Raw genomic sequence first — 16,228 nt, forward strand, 5'->3', positions numbered from 1 at the left:
ATTATTGACCTCTGTAAAATAAAACCGTAGTAATGGTTTTGAAAGTGATACTTAAGTCTAGAAAAACACTTCTGTGCTTGATGTAGTATAAATCATATTGAAGTTTAATCAAACTTTCATCAATAGATTCTCCGTACGAATAATTTACTTGTGCCCAACCCGTAAGTCCAGGTTTAATTACATGGCGCGTTTCATAAAAAGGCATTACAGCGGCGATTTCTTCAACGAAAAAAGGACGTTCAGGTCTTGGTCCAATCACGCTCATATCTCCTTTTAAAACATTAATAAATTGAGGTAATTCGTCAATTCTTGATTTTCGCATAAACTTACCAAACGGAGTAACTCTTTTATCATTATGAGTAGCGAAAACAGCACCATTGGTTTCTGAATTCTCTGTCATGGTTCTAAATTTATAAATCTTGAAAACAACTCCGTTTTTCCCTACTCTTTCTTGAGTATAAAAAAGACTTCCTTTGTTAGCAAAAAGATTTCCTATTGAAATTATCGGAATAAAAATAGCGCAGAATAAAAGTCCAATAAACGAAAAGAAAAATTCCATCAATCTAATTAAAGACAAATACAATTTATTACTATTGCTTCTGCTAAATGGAAAGAATCTATAAAAATCTCTTCCGATGTAATGCACAGGAATACGCTGTGTTTTACTTTCGTAAACCTGAGTATATTCTCTAATAATATGTCCCTTTTCTAATAAATGAAGTAATTGCTGGTACAAATCGGCGGTAATACCATCTGTTTTTTGTGATGCAATAATGATTTCTGAAACACTATGAGTAGATACAAAATGTTCTAAATCATCCTTTTTTATTTCTTTCACATAATGAAAATCTAAATTTTCATCTGCGATCGAATCGGAGTTTACAAAACCAATAATTTTAAAATGCGGATCAACATTTTCTAATCCTAAAACTAAGTCTTCGACCTCACTTTGGTCACAAATTAAAACTACGTTTTGAGAAAATCGATGAGATGCTAAAAATAAACAATAAAAAAACCTCCAAAGCAACAAAGAAAACAGGACAGCAAAATAAAGAATAATGATGACTAGCCTTTGTTTAGGAAGTTCGGGGGACAAAATTGGCGTAAACAGATAGACTGTTATCGCTGCAGTTGAAGTTAAAATAACACTTCGTAAAATCTGAAATTGATTACTGGAAGTTTGTAAATTATACATTTCGAAAATCGTTCCGAAGGCATAAACATATCCGACTAGCAAAAATGTTTTAAGGTATTTTCCATCTTCTAAAACAAAATATTGATAGTCGAAAAGCAAGCTCAATAAAAATAGAGCGACAAATATAAATGCTGCGTCAAAAAAAGAAAGAAGAACTTTTCTTTCCGAAATTTCGAAATGCATTTTCTTTTTTGAAAACATTACTTGTAGGTTTTAATTTGGTTATAGGGCGAAGCAAATGTATCGCAAAAAAATATAACTAACCTATTAATTTTCTGTTTCTTCAGGAATTTTAATTTGAACAAACAAAAGCGATAATGCATAAACAAATGCCGGCGCAGCCGTTCTCATTGCGGCATGATTGATGGTTAAAAGCCAAAAAATTAGAAATGAAAAAAAATAGAAATGCTGTTTATTGTTTATATAAACTACAAATGGAGTGATTAATAATGTCAAAAAAGCTAGAATACCAAGTACACCATGTTCGGCAAGCAAACGTGTTATTTCATTGTGTGCGGCAACTTGAATCCCTATTTTATCAAGTCTTTTAGATTTACCCATTCCAGCGCCTACGCCTAAAAAAGGACTATCTGCAAAAATAGAAAAATCTGCATCCATGATCTCTTCTCTTCCTCCTAGACGATCTTTTTTATCTCTACCTCTAGCATCTTCATTAGCATATCTCTTATCAATCAAACCTTTTGTTTTTAATGAACTGTACATCCATATTCCGGCTCCTAATAAAGCTGTAAAAATAAAAACCATAGTTAGCTTCTTTTTACCTTTCATATTAGAGTAGTAATATACGATAGCTAAAAGAAAAACTATCATTATCACAGCTGTAATAATCCCTCCTCTCGAAAATGTTACAATGCCTCTAAAACTTATAAAAGCTAACAATCCCCCATTAATCATAATTTCTAATTTAGATTTTGAGAAAAAAACTAATTGAGTAAAAAAAACAAACATTCCCAGCCCTAATACAGTTGAAACCTGATTAGGTCCAAATCCTCCTGATGTTTCAAAATTAGATTGAGTACCTGTCACAACATCCTGAATACTTGGAGTATACAAAAACAAATAAACTGTTATTGCTATAATTGGATATCCCATCATCAACATTATCCTTTGAAGTTGTTCAAATAAAATAGGCCTTTTAAACATATATATTGCACATATACCTAAACAGACGGGACCAGATAAATTAATCATCAGGGCTTTTTTAACATCTATATTAAAATCTGCCTCACTTATAGTAACAAAGATTCCCGGAATTAGCAACATTAAAAACAAGAGGTAGATTAAACCATTTTTAGAAAAGTTATTATAAACCATTCCAAACAGCATGAAAAACACCACCGAAAATTTAACATATTCATTATTTAAATTTCCTCCTGTCATACGCAAGAAAACCTCAGCCCCAACTAAATATGAACTAACATAGAGGACTTCGTTGTTTCTATTTTTGTTTTGATAAACATAATAAATCCCAACTATTAGAATTAACAATGCATAAATTTTTGATAAAAAAGGAATTACAAAAACTACTAATGCAATAAAAGCATGTAGTAAAACTAACAATAGGTAAATACTTTTTGTATTCTTCATTTTTCTATCTTACTATATTCTAGGATTATTTTTTCAACAACTTGAGCTGCTTGATAATTACTTACAACAGATTTCTTTAAATTAACGGATAAGTTGGTTCGTAAAGTTTCACTTTCAGTTATTATTTTAAGTTGAGCTAAAAGTTCTTGTTTATTCAAAGGATTAAACAGCAGTCCAGTTTCTTTATTTTTAATAATTTCTGAACAAAAACCAACATTTGTACTAATTACACCAAGCTCAGCATCACCATATTCTATTAATGTGACAGGAAAACCCTCAAACGTAGAAGCCAATATTCCTACCGAAGCTTGTTTTAAAATAAACTTAACATCATTCCTTACACCATATAAATGCACATGATCATACAGATCATTAAATTTTATAAATTCTTTTAAATTTTGCGAATATAAATCAAAGTAATCTTTTCCGATTAAATGAAGGCTCCAATCTAAATCAAATAATTTTAGTTCAAAGAAAGCTTCTAAAACTATAAGATGATTTTTAGGATTTTTTAGATTAGCAAGAAAAACAATTCGTTTCCCTTGAGTTCCCTTTAAAACAGTTTCTTGTTCAACAGATTGATTTTCCTGAATAAAATTTGGAATAAAAACAACTTTTTTACAATTCATATATTTTTCGCTCCATTCTTTTAATTGTTTGTTTACAACAAAAATTGAAGTGAAAAATATAGATAAAAATATTAAAGCCCTATTTTCTTTTTTTGATTGACCTATTCTTGGACCAAAGTGATCATGCCAAACTATCTTAATTTGGGGATAAATAAATTTCACTAAAACAGCAATAAAAAAGGACGAGCTGTGTGCGTGAATTATTTCTACTTTATTTTTTTTTATGTAATGTTTTAATCGAAAAACCGCTTTCAAATCAAAGCTGCTTTTCTTATCCAAAAATAGATAACTCACATTTTCATTTACTTGATTTAAAAGCTTACCTTCTCCACGAGTTGCAACCAAACCAGAAAATTCAATTTTTTGAGATAGCTCATTAGCATAATTAACAGCCATTCTTTCCGCTCCACCTATTTCCAAAGAGTCTATTATCTGAACAATCCTCATTAATCTGTTGTTATATTTGGCAATAATATCTTTTTAATTTCTTCCTGAAATACATTTAAAGTATATTTTCTTGACCAATGTAGTGCTTTAGCGCTTTTATCTTCAAAATTTTTATTGTCTAATACTACATTTTCCAGTTGTTGAACATCTTTATTGATATCCATTTCCAATAATATCCCTCTTTCACCACCATCTATCATATAAGGAACGCAAGAAACTTTTGTTCCAACTGGCACGCATCCCCAGAACATACCTTCGGCAATTGCTTTTGGCCAGCCTTCACTAATCGATGGCAATATTACGAAATGACTTTTTATATAAGCTTCTTTTACGGTTTCTTTATTCTGATTTCCTCTTAAAAAAATATGATTCTCTAAATGGTTTGTTCGAATATACTTTTCAAGAATATTTCGCTCTACACCTTCTCCATACATTTCTAATGTAACATTGTAACCTTTTTTTATTAATTCTGCAATTAACTTTACAGCATACATTGGATTTTTTCCAATTACTAAACTTCCAACAAAAACAAATTTTAAAGCTAAATCAATTTTACTTTTTTCTACTAACACTTTCTCAGATTCGTGATAAGTGGCAGTAAAAAAAGGTTTTATATTTTTAGATTGATTTTCCCATTCTCCATATACCAAAACCTGCATATTCCTTGTCAAAAAACTATTGCTTAAAATACGTTTTTGTAATTTATATGTCCAAGGCTGATTGCTCTTTGGATCCCAGTTTCCTGCATATTTTGCAGTTTTGTTTTTATATGGAAAAAAAACTTGCACAATACAGCCGATTAAACCAATATTTCCAGGACATCTTAAATGAATATGATCTGCTTGACGCATTGCCACAAAAATCTGCCAAAATATTATTGGTAATTTAAAAAAAGAAATAACTCTACTTTTTACAGTTGTAAAACTAAAACTGTCAACCTTTTTAAAATTAACATTATCAAACTCATAAGCCAAATCAATAGGTGTTACATCTCGCTTTTCCAGAGGAGCTAAAACATCTAGCTGATTTACATATTTTAACCAAATATTCATTTCGTTGATATAAGGCCCATATCCAAAATAGCGATTTTCGTCTTTCGTATGAATAATACTTGTAACGATGAGAAATCTCTTCATAATCCTATTTAATTAAACTACTAAAAAAAGACCAATCTCTCTCTGTAGCAATGTTTGTTTCATAGTTTTTTTGAAAGTGTTCAAATCCATTTAAAGCTAATTCATCTCTTAACGCTGGCTGCTTTATCACTTTGATAATTTTTTCTGCTAAATCATTTTCATTACTTGTTTCAAAAAGAAAACCAGTTTTATTATCTTGAATAATCTCTTTAATACCTGTATTATTTGAACCGATCACCATTGTTTTCATACTCATTGCTTCAATTACAGTAAAACCAAATCCTTCTGAAAGACTTGGAATTACAGCCAAATAGGATTCTTTAAAAGTAGACAATACCTCCGCTTTAGGTTGATTTCCTTTAAAGACAACATATTGATCAATCTTTAGGTCATTTACTAATTCCTTCAATTTTTTTTCTTCTTCACCTCCTCCAAGAATTATAAGTTTAAAATCTTGAAATTGCGAACAAACTTGAGAAAATGCTTTTATAAGAACATCAACACCTTTTTGACTATACAAACGTCCTACATAAACAATTGTTTTGCAATTATCGTCCTGAACTTGACTTATTTCTGAATACAAATTTTTAACCGAATTTGGTAAAACCTTAATCTTACTAGCAGAAACGTGATAATTTTTCATAGCATCTTCCTTAGTTGCTAGCGAATTTGCAATGACATTTGTAGCTAGTCTATAAATAAATGATTTTCTATACAATAGACTCTTTTTTTGTTTAAAATGAGTTGATATTGTACTAATCCATGCAACTCTCACTTTTACTCTGCATAAAAAGCCAACTAGTAAAAAAATATTTACCGAACCAAAAACTGAGATTGTCATTATCGGTCGATACTTTTTAATATTTTCATATAAAAATAATCCGTCCGCTAATTTTGTTGGGCGCTTTGAAGGCCAATATTTTATAATGATATCATCCGGAATAGAAACTGTTTCATTCAGTTCGACATCAGAAAATACCACTATCTGATAATCTTTTTTAAACTTTTCAGCTAATGAAATATAATAATCTGATATCGAAGTATTTCCTAGAGAAAAAGAAATAAATATTGTTTTTTTCATACTTAAAGACGAGGCTTATGAAGTAACAAACTAAAGAAACCAGCCAATCGACCTAATGTTTCTGTCAAAGCTTCTTTTCTATTAGAGCTGGTAATAATATTTGTACCTCGAATAAAGGTTAATAAAATAGTTATAGAATTCCATTTTAAACGATCATTAAATTTGGGGTTTGGATTTTTCACTCTCCATACATACCATCCATTTCTCACGACCATTTTTCCATATGTATACTTATTTGGTCTGCCCGATCCATCATGATAATGAAATAATTTTGCAGCTGTATTTAAGTACAATTTTCCTTGTTTTGAAACCCGCAATGTAAAATCCGCATCTTCATACAAACCATAACCTTCGAAATAAGTTGAAAATGAGAATTGCGAAAAAACTGTTTTCCTAAAAGAAGATATACCTCCCATTAACTGCTCAGTCTCATAAATTTTTCCACTTGGTGGCAAGAAACCAACACTTCTTCCATGAGAAAAATTAGGAGAAAAACCTGGTGGGCAATCGCTATCTAGATCTAGTTTTTTTCTAAGCACGAAACGACTCCCATCTTTTCGCTTCCATCCGTCGTAATAAAACTCGTTAATATTAGTTTTATAATTTTCTGGAATTTTTTCCCATTTAATTTCATTACAAGTATAACCTCCAGCGCCTAAAGCTTCGGGAAATAAGATATAAGTTTGTAATAATTGCTCAAAGTAATCAGGTTCTAACACCGTATCGTCATCTAAAAAACATACAATTTCTGTATCATTTTCTACCTTAGAAATTCCAAAATTACGTTGTTTGGTTAATCCGCGATCTTGATCTGAAACTAAAAAATATTTTAAATTCTTAAAACTATTTTTATCCAAAGCGATTTTAGTTTCTTCATTTAATGATCCATCAATGATTAAAATTTCATCTGGATATTTACTTTGAATGTTTACTGAGTTCAATAATTTAACTAACGACTCAGGACGCATATATGTACAAATAATCAGTGAAAATTTCATTTTTTAGTATTTAATTTGTTTGCCCAAAATTGACTTTTTTTCCATTGCTTTTTGTAACTAGAATAATATCGAATTGGATTTTTAATCTTTTGAACTCTGTAATACTTAAAAAACAAAATAGTACAATAACCATCGATTTGCTCTTGAGTTAAATGTAAAACTTTATAAAGCATTACAGTAGGAGAAGGTTTTGGCTGTACTTTTTCATCTGCCCAAGCTTGAATATGTTTTGTTCTAAAACCACCAATTGGAGCCTTTAGATGAAGAATTTCTGGCTGTGGGGAATAGAGAATATCATGTCCTAAATTTCGTAACTGCGTTCCGAAATCACCGTCTTCTCCATAACCAAATTCAAAACTCATATTATAAGAGAGTGTTTTTATATTCTTCACCTTTACGATACTGCAGCCTGAACCAAAACTCCCCCATTGAATTTTCTGATTTATTTTTTTATGTGAAGGATAATCTGGCTGATAGCAGCCTAATGTAATCTGTTGAAAACCTTCTTTTTCAATCACATGAAATGTTTTTTCTAAGAAATCTGGTTCTATTCGAATGTCATCATCTGCCATAAACACCCATTCACTCTTTACTTCTTTTAAAGCCAAATTTCTTGCATTGCAAGCTCCAGTTTGATGCGTAAAAATATGTTTAATTTGGAATGACCAATTCTCATTCAAAATATAGTCAAGTTCTGTAATGCTATCTTGAACAGGATTCTGCTCTACAATAACGATATTTAACGGCAGAAATGTTTGTACAGAAAGATCTTTTAGAGTATCGTATAAATATTTTTTTCGCCCAATTGTTGGAATAATTACATCTATCGTTCCCTCTTCAATTACTATATTTTTAGATTTAGTTTCAATTTGATGAAATGTATCTTCGTTTAAATGTCTATTCTTTTGAAAAAAACACATTAAAAAAGGACAAATAGCCCATGTTCTTTTGTAAAGAAACAGATCTAAAAAAAGTAAAAATACCCAACGTGTTTTATAATGTTGTTTTACAAATTTGAACAGAAGGTATTTATCCTCCTTATGCTTTGGAAAAATCTCAGTACAATCTTTCAGCAGTTTCGGATCGGAATAGCATAAAAGCCCAAGAGACATTCCTAATTTTGCTATTGAATTTAAAAAATAATCAAAATTTTCATCCGTCTTGATCTGATTTTTTAAAAGCAATAAAATAGATGCATTAATTCCTCCTACATTGCTACTCATCATCCAAGTTGGATAACTTGCTTTTTTGTTTATTTTTAAAAAAGGCGATGAATCTACATATCCTATACTATCAGAGATAAAACTATTGGGCGCCAAATTATAGGAAGCCATTACCTTATCTTGATGAAAAATTTCATTAATTTTCTCGATATTAAGATATGGCTCTAATGAGATATGGCTCCAAATAATCAAGTCATTCGGAAATTTTTTTGCGATTTCTATTAAGCCCTCGGCAATGCTTTTCTTTTCAGAAAAAACATCCTTTGTTTTTGCTTCAACCTTAACTATTCTATTATTTTGATGATAAACAATTATCACGTTGTCTTTTTATTGGGGTTTATAATATTTTCGTAAAAATTAATATTTGCAACAGCAAGGCTATCGATGTCGAATTTTTCTTCAACGCGTTCTCTAGCTTTTTTTCCTAACTTAAAAACCAATGACTCATTTTTAAATAATTGAATAATTCTCTCAGCATACAAATCATGATTTGAAGGATGCACAAGATAACCACTTTCTTCATCTATAATAAGTTCTTGCGACCAGCCAATATTGCTGTTTACAATTGCCTTCTGCATAGCCATGGCCTCTATTGTAACCATTCCTAAAGTCTCTGCAAAAGTTGGAAACACACATACATTTGCCTTTTTTATATGCTCCTGAATCTCATTGTATGGAATTTTGCCAAGATAATGGACATTATTTAAATCATTTTTAGTGAATGAACTTTTCATTAATTCCCAAGTTGATTTAGAGTTGGTTTTTATATCGAAAGAATCACTTCCTATGAGTAGAAGTTTTGTTTCTGGAAAAACATTGCGCACTTTGTTGAAAATTTCTGGCAGTTCTAAAACACCTTTCTTTCTGATTAAAGTCCCAATGTAAAGAATTGTATTTGTTTCAAACTTTTCTGGTTCCTTATTTTCAAATTCTTTAAGACCTATACCATTATGAATTGTTTGAATCTCTTTTCCTTTTATTTTAAAAAGCCTTTTTGAAATTTCTCCAGCAAATGTGGTTGGGGCTATAAATGCCTGTGCCTTATTTATTGCTAATTGTTCAAACCAGAAATTTTTAAGCTTTTGCTTTCTATTTTCTAAATGGCAGAAATAAGTATCACTTCCGTGAAAACGAATCACTAAAGGAATTTTAAAATGCATAAATGCTGTAATTCCAGTCCAATCTGCAGCTTCAATTATTGCAATATTCTCTTGCTTTATTATTTGAGTACAATATTGCTCAATATGCTTTCGATAGAAATACCATCCAAAAAATTTATACTTTTTTCTTTGAATACGATGAATTTTAATTCCGTTATCATTTATAATTTCCTGTACAGGCTGATCATAAATAAAAATAGTAATATCATTTACTGACTTATGCAGTGAAGTCGCCAGATTTTTAATACTTGTTCCAATCCCAGCCGATTTTGCAATACTAGGATGTGAATATTCTGGAGTTAGAAAAGCTATATGCATTATTTATTAAAAAAGTCTTTTATAATTTTTGCTGTAAATTTTTTTGCTCCCATATCATTCATATGACCACAATTCGAGAAATACTTATCTTCAATCACCTTATTTTCATAATTATAAATTTCAGGATATAATTGATTTACCTTCTTAAAATAATCCTTTCCGACTGTATTTTCACATACCGGAGTCATAACGGCAATAAGCTTAATATTATTTAATTTGCATATCTTTTTTATTTCCTCATAATATCTATTCCTTTTTGGTTGAAAATCAAAAATTTCAGGCTTCATATTTCCATTCTTATGAGTCAATGCATTATACCCGCCATTATCAAGTGCTTTGTTTTTTTTATTTAATGCATAAAAAAACACTTCTCTAAAACCAATTTTTGTGTCAAATTTTAGATATCTGTAGAAAGGGATATAATAAATGCTATTAAAATCATTCTGGCTCTCGAAATGTTTTTTAATAGATTCTGAATCATACAAATATGGCAGAAATTTCAAAGACATTCCTTCCGATTTTTCTTCAGATTTTAAAGTCACATCGACATCAATTATTACATTTTTGATTTTATTTTTTTTCTCTAAAAGCAATTTCAAAATCAAATCAGATTCAAATAATTTTGATCCTTGCATTCCAAAATTAAATGCTTTTAGACCTTTATCAGTAAACATTTGTGTCACAAAATGATTATTTGCTCTTGACGAACCTAATATTACAACATCATATTCTGTTGGTGGAGAGTTATAGATAAAACCTATTTTATCTCTTTTATTAGATTGAAGAAAAAAATAAGAATAAATCTTATCCATTACTAGCATCAAAATAAAAGTCAAGATCAAGATCTTTAGAAGATAAAATAAAAATTTTTGTATATCCATATAATTCTTTTACAATAGAACTGAATTATTACTATTTCTGAAAAAAATCTTTAATAATTCTTCCAGTAAACAATCTCGCTCCCTCATCTGTCATATGCCCACATGAAGAAAAATATTTGTCTTCAATAACTGAATTCTCGTAATTATAAATTTCTGGATACGCTTTTTTTACTTTATCAAAATAATTCATTCCAACAACATTTTCACACATAGGGGTCATAACAGCAATGAAATTGATATTATTCTTTTTGCATATTTCTTTAATCTCTTCGTAGTATTTATTATGTGGCAAAGGATTTAAATTGACAATATTATTTTTCATATTGCCATTTTTATGCTTCCCCAAAGGATAATACCCTAAATTATCTAGAGCATTTGTTTTTTCTTTTGATGCTACTTTATAGATTTCACGAAAACCAATTTTAGAATCAAATTTCACATATCTGTAAAAAGGGATATAATATAACTCTTTAAAATTTTCTTCTGCCGAAAAGTGATCTTTTATAACCTTAGAGCAATGTATGTAGGGTAAAAACTTGGCCGCAACCCCTTCAGATTCTTGATCATTAGAAAGATTTAGATCCGCTTCTAGGATTACATTTTTGATTTCATATTTTCTTTCAATCATCAATTTCAACATTAATGAGGCTTCAAACAAATGTCCTCCGCTCATTCCGTAGTTGAATGTTTTTAATCCTTTGTCTTCAAACATTTTCGATACAAAATGATTATTAGCTCTTGAAGAACCTAGAATCACTACATCATATTTTTTTGCTGTGGAATTAAAAACGGTTTCAATTTTTCCACGGTTTCTCGACTGCATAAAAACATAAGTATAGAATCCGTCTAGAATAACCGCTACCAAAACTGTTAAAAAGAAAACTCCTAAGATGTATAATAAAAACTTCTTCATTAAAATTGGAAATAAATAAATTCTTTATAATCTGAATACGTTCCAAAAGCGATAATAGCCATGATAGCTAAAGCCATTTTTAGCATGCTTCTTTTTCCTGAAATTGGTTCAACTTTAGTTTTATTATTCCATTCAACTAAGACAAATAAACCGATCATCAATAGTAATTCATAATTATATCGTTCGTTATCTAAATACTGAGGGCTGAATTCTCCATTAGTAAATATTCTTTTTAGATATAAAACGGCATCCGTTATGGTACGTGCTCTAAAAAATACCCACGCAACACAAGTCAGTAAAAAAGTCGTTAGAATGCTAAGAAGCACTTTTACCGAATCTAAATTCCATTTTAAAGTAACAGAATCCATGTTGTTTCGATTGCTATTAGACAACAATAAAGGGAGGAAATAGACTGCATTTATGAATCCCCAAACAATGTATGTCCAATTGGCACCATGCCAAAATCCACTGACAATAAAAATGATGAATGTATTTCTAATTTTCATCCAAAGTCCGCCTTTGCTTCCTCCTAACGGAATGTACAAATAATCTCGAAACCAAGAAGAAAGCGAAATATGCCAGCGACGCCAAAACTCGGCTATGTCTCTTGAAAAATAAGGGTAATTGAAGTTCCTCAATAAATCTAAACCAAATAGTTTAGAAACCCCCAATGCAATATCCGAATATCCTGAGAAATCTCCATAAATCTGAAATGCAAAATAAACTGCTCCCACAATTAATGAGAGTGAGTTCATTGAAGGATAATGATCAAAAATAGCATTAGCATACACTGCGCAAGTATCTGCAATAACTACTTTTTTTACCAGTCCCCAAACAATTTGATATACTCCTTCTTTTGCTTTATCTAAATTAAATTCACGTTTAACTTTTAACTCTGGCAATAAATGCGTTGCTCTTTCTATTGGTCCAGCAACTAAAAGTGGAAAATAGCTTACAAAGAGTGAATAATCAATAAAGTTGTATTCGGCTTTTATTCTTTTATAATAAATATCAATTACATATGACAATCCGTGGAAAGTGTAAAATGAAATTCCGACAGGAAGGATTACATTCAATAAAAATGGACTTACTTTAAACCCAAACGAAGTAAACATTTCTGCAAATGAAGTTGCAAAGAAATTATAATATTTAAAGATTCCTAAAAATCCTAAATTCACTAAGACACTAAGCCAAAACCAGAATTTTCGCTTTTTTTCTGAGTCACTTTTTTCAATTTGAATTCCAGTGAAATAATCTAAAAATGTAGAAAAAACTAACAGAAATAGAAATCTCCAGTCCCAACATGAGTAAAAATAATAACTCGCAACAATTAACAAAGCATTTTGTGTGCTTTTAGTTTTATTGAAGACAAACCAATACAGAAAAAAAACTATTGGTAAGAATATGGCAAAAGCCAAAGAGTTAAAAAACATAAATTTAAAATCAGTTTAAAATAAAACAAAGCAAAAGTCTCTCAAGCATTTAGCTATGCCATTTGTTAATGAATTCCTGAATTGGAAGATAAAAATCTTGGATATTTTGCTCCACTTTTTCAGGTTCCCAATTCCACCATGCAATTTGCTGCAGTTTACTGATGGTTTCAGGATTATATTTCATTTTTATTATTGTGCCTGGAATTCCGCCCACTATAGCATAATCAGGAACATCTTTAGACACAACAGAGCCAGCCAAAATTGTAACTCCATTTCCTATTTTAACGTTTGGCAAAATAATAACATTCATTCCTATCCAAACGTCATTTCCAATTATCGTTTTACTTTCTGGAGTTACGATATTTTGTTTTAGTTTGTTTTTTGATTCTCCATCCAAAAACAAACTATTATTTCTCAAATGATTAAAATGCGGAAAAGTAGTAATCTCACTAACTTGATGGTGCCCAGAATCTAATATAAAATTAACATCGTTTGCTATCGAACAATATTTTCCTATTTCTAATGCTGAATTATTGTGCCATTGCCAGACAAATGCTCCATTGTGATAGGTTTTATACCCTATCGAAACATTTTTTGCAAGATGCAAATAGTGTTTATTCTGCCCCTTCAAGAATGTATAATATTCATTTCCGAGGATTTTCCATGCTATTTTTCGTAAAAAGTTTTTCATTTTACTATCTGCATTATTGCTTCCCATGTGCGTTGCGAGGCTAATTGCGGCGGATGTTGATTGATTATTTTAAACCACTCTTTTGCTTGAGCTTTGATTTCATTACTATCTTCCAATACTTTTTCAATAGAATCAGCAATAGAAATTGGACTATCCATAAAAAACACAGGATTTTTTTCAGGCATAGATCTAAAATGAACGTATTTGTAGCAAGTAAAGATATCCCAATTTTTATCTACTTGATTTTCTTGATTGTATCGAAAATATCCGCATGGCTTATCATGGCAAATAAAATCAAAAACCATTGAAGACCCCATGTTTACGACCATTTCAGAATGATAAACAGTATTGGTTAACAAGTTAACATCTTCTCTTGTTGGTAAAACAGTATTCCATCCTTCTCCTATTTTTTCCCAACTCGGATCAATTGAAACAATTAAATCTTTATTCTTAGCTAAAACCTCATCATATCTACCTGAAAAATCAACAGGACAACGTCTAAATATAATGCCTAATGAATGATTCTTCTCTTCATTTAATTTTCGTACTGCATTAGCAAAGTCAGATAAATATTCCGGATCATCCGGACAAGTAGTTGCGTCATCTCCAGAATAGCAGATGTATTTTTTATTTAAATCCATCTTATATCTACCAAAGAATTGCGCTTTATCTTCGATAATATCTTGATCAAAATGGGTTTCAAATTGTGGTGTTCCTACAACAAAAATCTGATTTTCATTTATATATGGATAATACTTTTGAAGTTCAGCCTTCATGTGTTCGCTCCAAACAAAATAATAATCCGTTTCAACCACCATTGTAGCTTTTGGAAGGTTATCCCAAGAAAAAATAAAAGTTCCTGTTGGTATTTTAAGTTCGTTGGCGGCTAATAAAGGGGCAATTGCCAAAACAGGACGCTGGTTGGTACAAAACACAAAATCAGGCTTTTCCTTTCGGAGCGTTTCTAAACAGCCTTTATAAAACTCCGTTTCCCTTTCTTTTATTTTTATCTTTTCTCTAACTTTTTCTAAACCTTTTTCAGAATTATTTATTGAGATAAAGAATTTTGCAAAACAATTTTTAACCGTACCTTTTATAGTTTTAAAAGAAAAAGGAAAACGATAGGAATCATAAACAGTATCTTTTTCTTTTTTTATACTAAGATTAAGCTCAATATGTTTTCGAGCATTTTTGTAACTATCTGTTAATGGATTTGGTTTGGCATTTTTAATTTTAATTTCATTAAAACCAATTTGTTTTAAATCGAATGGCGTATTATTCCAATACGTTATATCAAAATTTTTCTCCAATCCAATTTTATAAAAATTAGAAAAAGCAAAATTTCTAAGTCCAACTCCGTCTGGCAATAAAATAAAAATCTTTTTAGGTATCAACTGTCTCTAAATTGTTTTTGGTGATTGAGCTGCCAAATATCCGATTTCTGAAGACAATTAAGAAATAATTCTGCACTATTTCCTTGTCCAAAATCATTGTCTGATTTTTGCACTTTATGAGAGTCTATAATTGAAAGAGCTCCTTCGATTTCTTCTTCAGAATAATCCACATTTATTATATCTGCGTGTACTGCTCTATTTTGCTGTCTAGTACCAATATTAATAATCGGAATACCATAATAAGGCGCTTCGCGAATACCCGCACTACTGTTTCCAATAATGAATTTACTATTTTTTAAAAGAGTTAAAAAGTACTCAAAACGAAGTGAAGGAAAAATTTTAAATCGTTCATTATTTTTTAACTTCCCATAGCTATCCAAAATAAACTGGCTTCCTAAATCATTGTTAGGATAAATAACTACATAATTGTGGTTATCATTAAGCAAAGCAGAAACAAAATTTTCTGCATATTGTTTCATTGCGTTTATCTCTGTTGTAACAGGATGAAACATTACAATTGAAAAATCAACATATGGAATATTATAATATTCTTTTACCGTTGCCAAATCTGGCAGTTCTTCCGAAAACATGATATCAATATCTGGAGAACCGATTGTAAATACCGATTCTTTTATTTCCCCCATTTGAATCAATCTTTTTTCGGCTTCAGCATTAGATGTAAAATGTATATGACTCAGTTTACTTACACTATGTCTAATCAATTCATCAACAGTTCCCGAAACCTCGCCACCTTCAATATGTGCTACCAGAATATTGTTAAGAGATCCAACTATTGCGCCGGCCAGAGTCTCAACACGATCTCCATGTACGACTATCATATCTGGTTTTATAGTGTTGCAATAACTTGAAAATCCTTCTATAGTTTTTGCAAGAGTAAGATCCATTGTGGTTTCATGAGTATGATTCACGAAAGTATGAATGTTTTTAAAATTGCATCGTTCAATTTCAATTAAAGTGTAACCATATTCTTCTTGCAAATGCATACCGGTTACGAAAACAAAAACCTCAAATTCCTGATGTTTTTCAAGAATTGTGATTAATGATTTTATTTTCCCAAAATCAGCTCTGGTACCCGTTAAAAAAAGGATTTTTTTCATTGA

14 protein-coding genes are annotated in these 16,228 nt (G+C 30.3%); all 14 read right to left on the reverse strand.

From position 1 onward, the window contains the following. Position 1 precedes the first annotated feature (1 nt). Positions 2-1,396, reverse strand: a complete 1,395-nt coding sequence (locus tag ACE01P_RS01205; protein ID WP_379693170.1) for a sugar transferase — start codon at positions 1,394-1,396, stop codon at positions 2-4. A gap of 66 nt (positions 1,397-1,462) precedes the next feature. Then, positions 1,463-2,803 (reverse strand): O-antigen ligase family protein, encoded by a 1,341-nt coding sequence (locus ACE01P_RS01210; protein WP_379693173.1) that lies wholly within the window; start codon positions 2,801-2,803, stop codon positions 1,463-1,465. Next, a complete protein-coding gene (locus ACE01P_RS01215; protein WP_379693175.1) occupies positions 2,800-3,879 on the reverse strand; it encodes a glycosyltransferase in 1,080 nt (359 codons plus the stop codon). Before ACE01P_RS01215 ends, ACE01P_RS01210 begins: the two co-directional genes overlap by 4 nt. Next, positions 3,879-5,015, reverse strand: coding sequence for a glycosyltransferase (locus ACE01P_RS01220; RefSeq protein WP_379693177.1), 1,137 nt, complete (start codon positions 5,013-5,015; stop codon positions 3,879-3,881). The genes ACE01P_RS01215 and ACE01P_RS01220 overlap by 1 nt, the downstream gene beginning before the upstream one ends. A gap of 4 nt (positions 5,016-5,019) precedes the next feature. After that, positions 5,020-6,096 (reverse strand): glycosyltransferase family 4 protein, encoded by a 1,077-nt coding sequence (locus ACE01P_RS01225; RefSeq protein WP_379693179.1) that lies wholly within the window; start codon positions 6,094-6,096, stop codon positions 5,020-5,022. Positions 6,097-6,098: 2 nt separating this feature from the next. Then, complete coding sequence (locus tag ACE01P_RS01230) at positions 6,099-7,094, reverse strand: glycosyltransferase family 2 protein (RefSeq protein ID WP_379693181.1); 996 nt, start codon at positions 7,092-7,094, stop codon at positions 6,099-6,101. Continuing rightward, positions 7,091-8,635 carry a glycosyltransferase family 2 protein gene (locus ACE01P_RS01235; RefSeq protein ID WP_379693184.1) on the reverse strand — a complete coding sequence of 515 codons (1,545 nt, stop codon included), beginning with the start codon at positions 8,633-8,635 and terminating at the stop codon, positions 7,091-7,093. The genes ACE01P_RS01230 and ACE01P_RS01235 overlap by 4 nt, the downstream gene beginning before the upstream one ends. Continuing rightward, positions 8,632-9,795 carry a glycosyltransferase family 4 protein gene (locus ACE01P_RS01240; RefSeq protein ID WP_379693186.1) on the reverse strand — a complete coding sequence of 388 codons (1,164 nt, stop codon included), beginning with the start codon at positions 9,793-9,795 and terminating at the stop codon, positions 8,632-8,634. Before ACE01P_RS01240 ends, ACE01P_RS01235 begins: the two co-directional genes overlap by 4 nt. Continuing rightward, complete coding sequence (locus ACE01P_RS01245) at positions 9,795-10,676, reverse strand: hypothetical protein (protein ID WP_379693188.1); 882 nt, start codon at positions 10,674-10,676, stop codon at positions 9,795-9,797. Before ACE01P_RS01245 ends, ACE01P_RS01240 begins: the two co-directional genes overlap by 1 nt. A gap of 31 nt (positions 10,677-10,707) precedes the next feature. Next, positions 10,708-11,589, reverse strand: coding sequence for a hypothetical protein (locus ACE01P_RS01250; RefSeq protein WP_379693190.1), 882 nt, complete (start codon positions 11,587-11,589; stop codon positions 10,708-10,710). Then, positions 11,589-13,022 carry an MBOAT family O-acyltransferase gene (locus tag ACE01P_RS01255; RefSeq protein WP_379693192.1) on the reverse strand — a complete coding sequence of 478 codons (1,434 nt, stop codon included), beginning with the start codon at positions 13,020-13,022 and terminating at the stop codon, positions 11,589-11,591. The genes ACE01P_RS01250 and ACE01P_RS01255 overlap by 1 nt, the downstream gene beginning before the upstream one ends. Before the next feature lie 49 nt (positions 13,023-13,071). Next, the gene (locus ACE01P_RS01260; protein WP_379693195.1) at positions 13,072-13,713 is read right to left on the reverse strand and encodes a CatB-related O-acetyltransferase; all 642 of its coding nucleotides are present in this window, start codon (positions 13,711-13,713) and stop codon (positions 13,072-13,074) included. Next, positions 13,710-15,107 carry a UDP-glycosyltransferase gene (locus ACE01P_RS01265; RefSeq protein ID WP_379693197.1) on the reverse strand — a complete coding sequence of 466 codons (1,398 nt, stop codon included), beginning with the start codon at positions 15,105-15,107 and terminating at the stop codon, positions 13,710-13,712. Before ACE01P_RS01265 ends, ACE01P_RS01260 begins: the two co-directional genes overlap by 4 nt. Further along, positions 15,104-16,225, reverse strand: a complete 1,122-nt coding sequence (neuC, locus tag ACE01P_RS01270; RefSeq protein ID WP_379693199.1) for a UDP-N-acetylglucosamine 2-epimerase — start codon at positions 16,223-16,225, stop codon at positions 15,104-15,106. Before neuC ends, ACE01P_RS01265 begins: the two co-directional genes overlap by 4 nt. Between the last annotated feature and the right edge of the window lie 3 nt (positions 16,226-16,228).

Source organism: Flavobacterium sp. HJSW_4 (assembly GCF_042436695.1).
GTDB lineage: Bacteria > Bacteroidota > Bacteroidia > Flavobacteriales > Flavobacteriaceae > Flavobacterium.

Excerpts from the sequence above, each read along its gene's own strand:
- ACE01P_RS01205 (WP_379693170.1), bottom strand. The coding sequence starts at position 1,396 with ATGTTTTCAAAAAAGAAAATGCATTTCGAAATTTCGGAAAGAAAAGTT.
- ACE01P_RS01210 (WP_379693173.1), bottom strand. The coding sequence starts at position 2,803 with ATGAAGAATACAAAAAGTATTTACCTATTGTTAGTTTTACTACATGCT.
- ACE01P_RS01215 (WP_379693175.1), bottom strand. The coding sequence starts at position 3,879 with ATGAGGATTGTTCAGATAATAGACTCTTTGGAAATAGGTGGAGCGGAA.
- ACE01P_RS01220 (WP_379693177.1), bottom strand. The coding sequence starts at position 5,015 with ATGAAGAGATTTCTCATCGTTACAAGTATTATTCATACGAAAGACGAA.
- ACE01P_RS01225 (WP_379693179.1), bottom strand. The coding sequence starts at position 6,096 with ATGAAAAAAACAATATTTATTTCTTTTTCTCTAGGAAATACTTCGATA.
- ACE01P_RS01230 (WP_379693181.1), bottom strand. The coding sequence starts at position 7,094 with ATGAAATTTTCACTGATTATTTGTACATATATGCGTCCTGAGTCGTTA.
- ACE01P_RS01240 (WP_379693186.1), bottom strand. The coding sequence starts at position 9,795 with ATGCATATAGCTTTTCTAACTCCAGAATATTCACATCCTAGTATTGCA.
- ACE01P_RS01245 (WP_379693188.1), bottom strand. The coding sequence starts at position 10,676 with ATGGATATACAAAAATTTTTATTTTATCTTCTAAAGATCTTGATCTTG.
- ACE01P_RS01250 (WP_379693190.1), bottom strand. The coding sequence starts at position 11,589 with ATGAAGAAGTTTTTATTATACATCTTAGGAGTTTTCTTTTTAACAGTT.
- ACE01P_RS01255 (WP_379693192.1), bottom strand. The coding sequence starts at position 13,022 with ATGTTTTTTAACTCTTTGGCTTTTGCCATATTCTTACCAATAGTTTTT.
- ACE01P_RS01260 (WP_379693195.1), bottom strand. The coding sequence starts at position 13,713 with ATGAAAAACTTTTTACGAAAAATAGCATGGAAAATCCTCGGAAATGAA.
- neuC (WP_379693199.1), bottom strand. The coding sequence starts at position 16,225 with ATGAAAAAAATCCTTTTTTTAACGGGTACCAGAGCTGATTTTGGGAAA.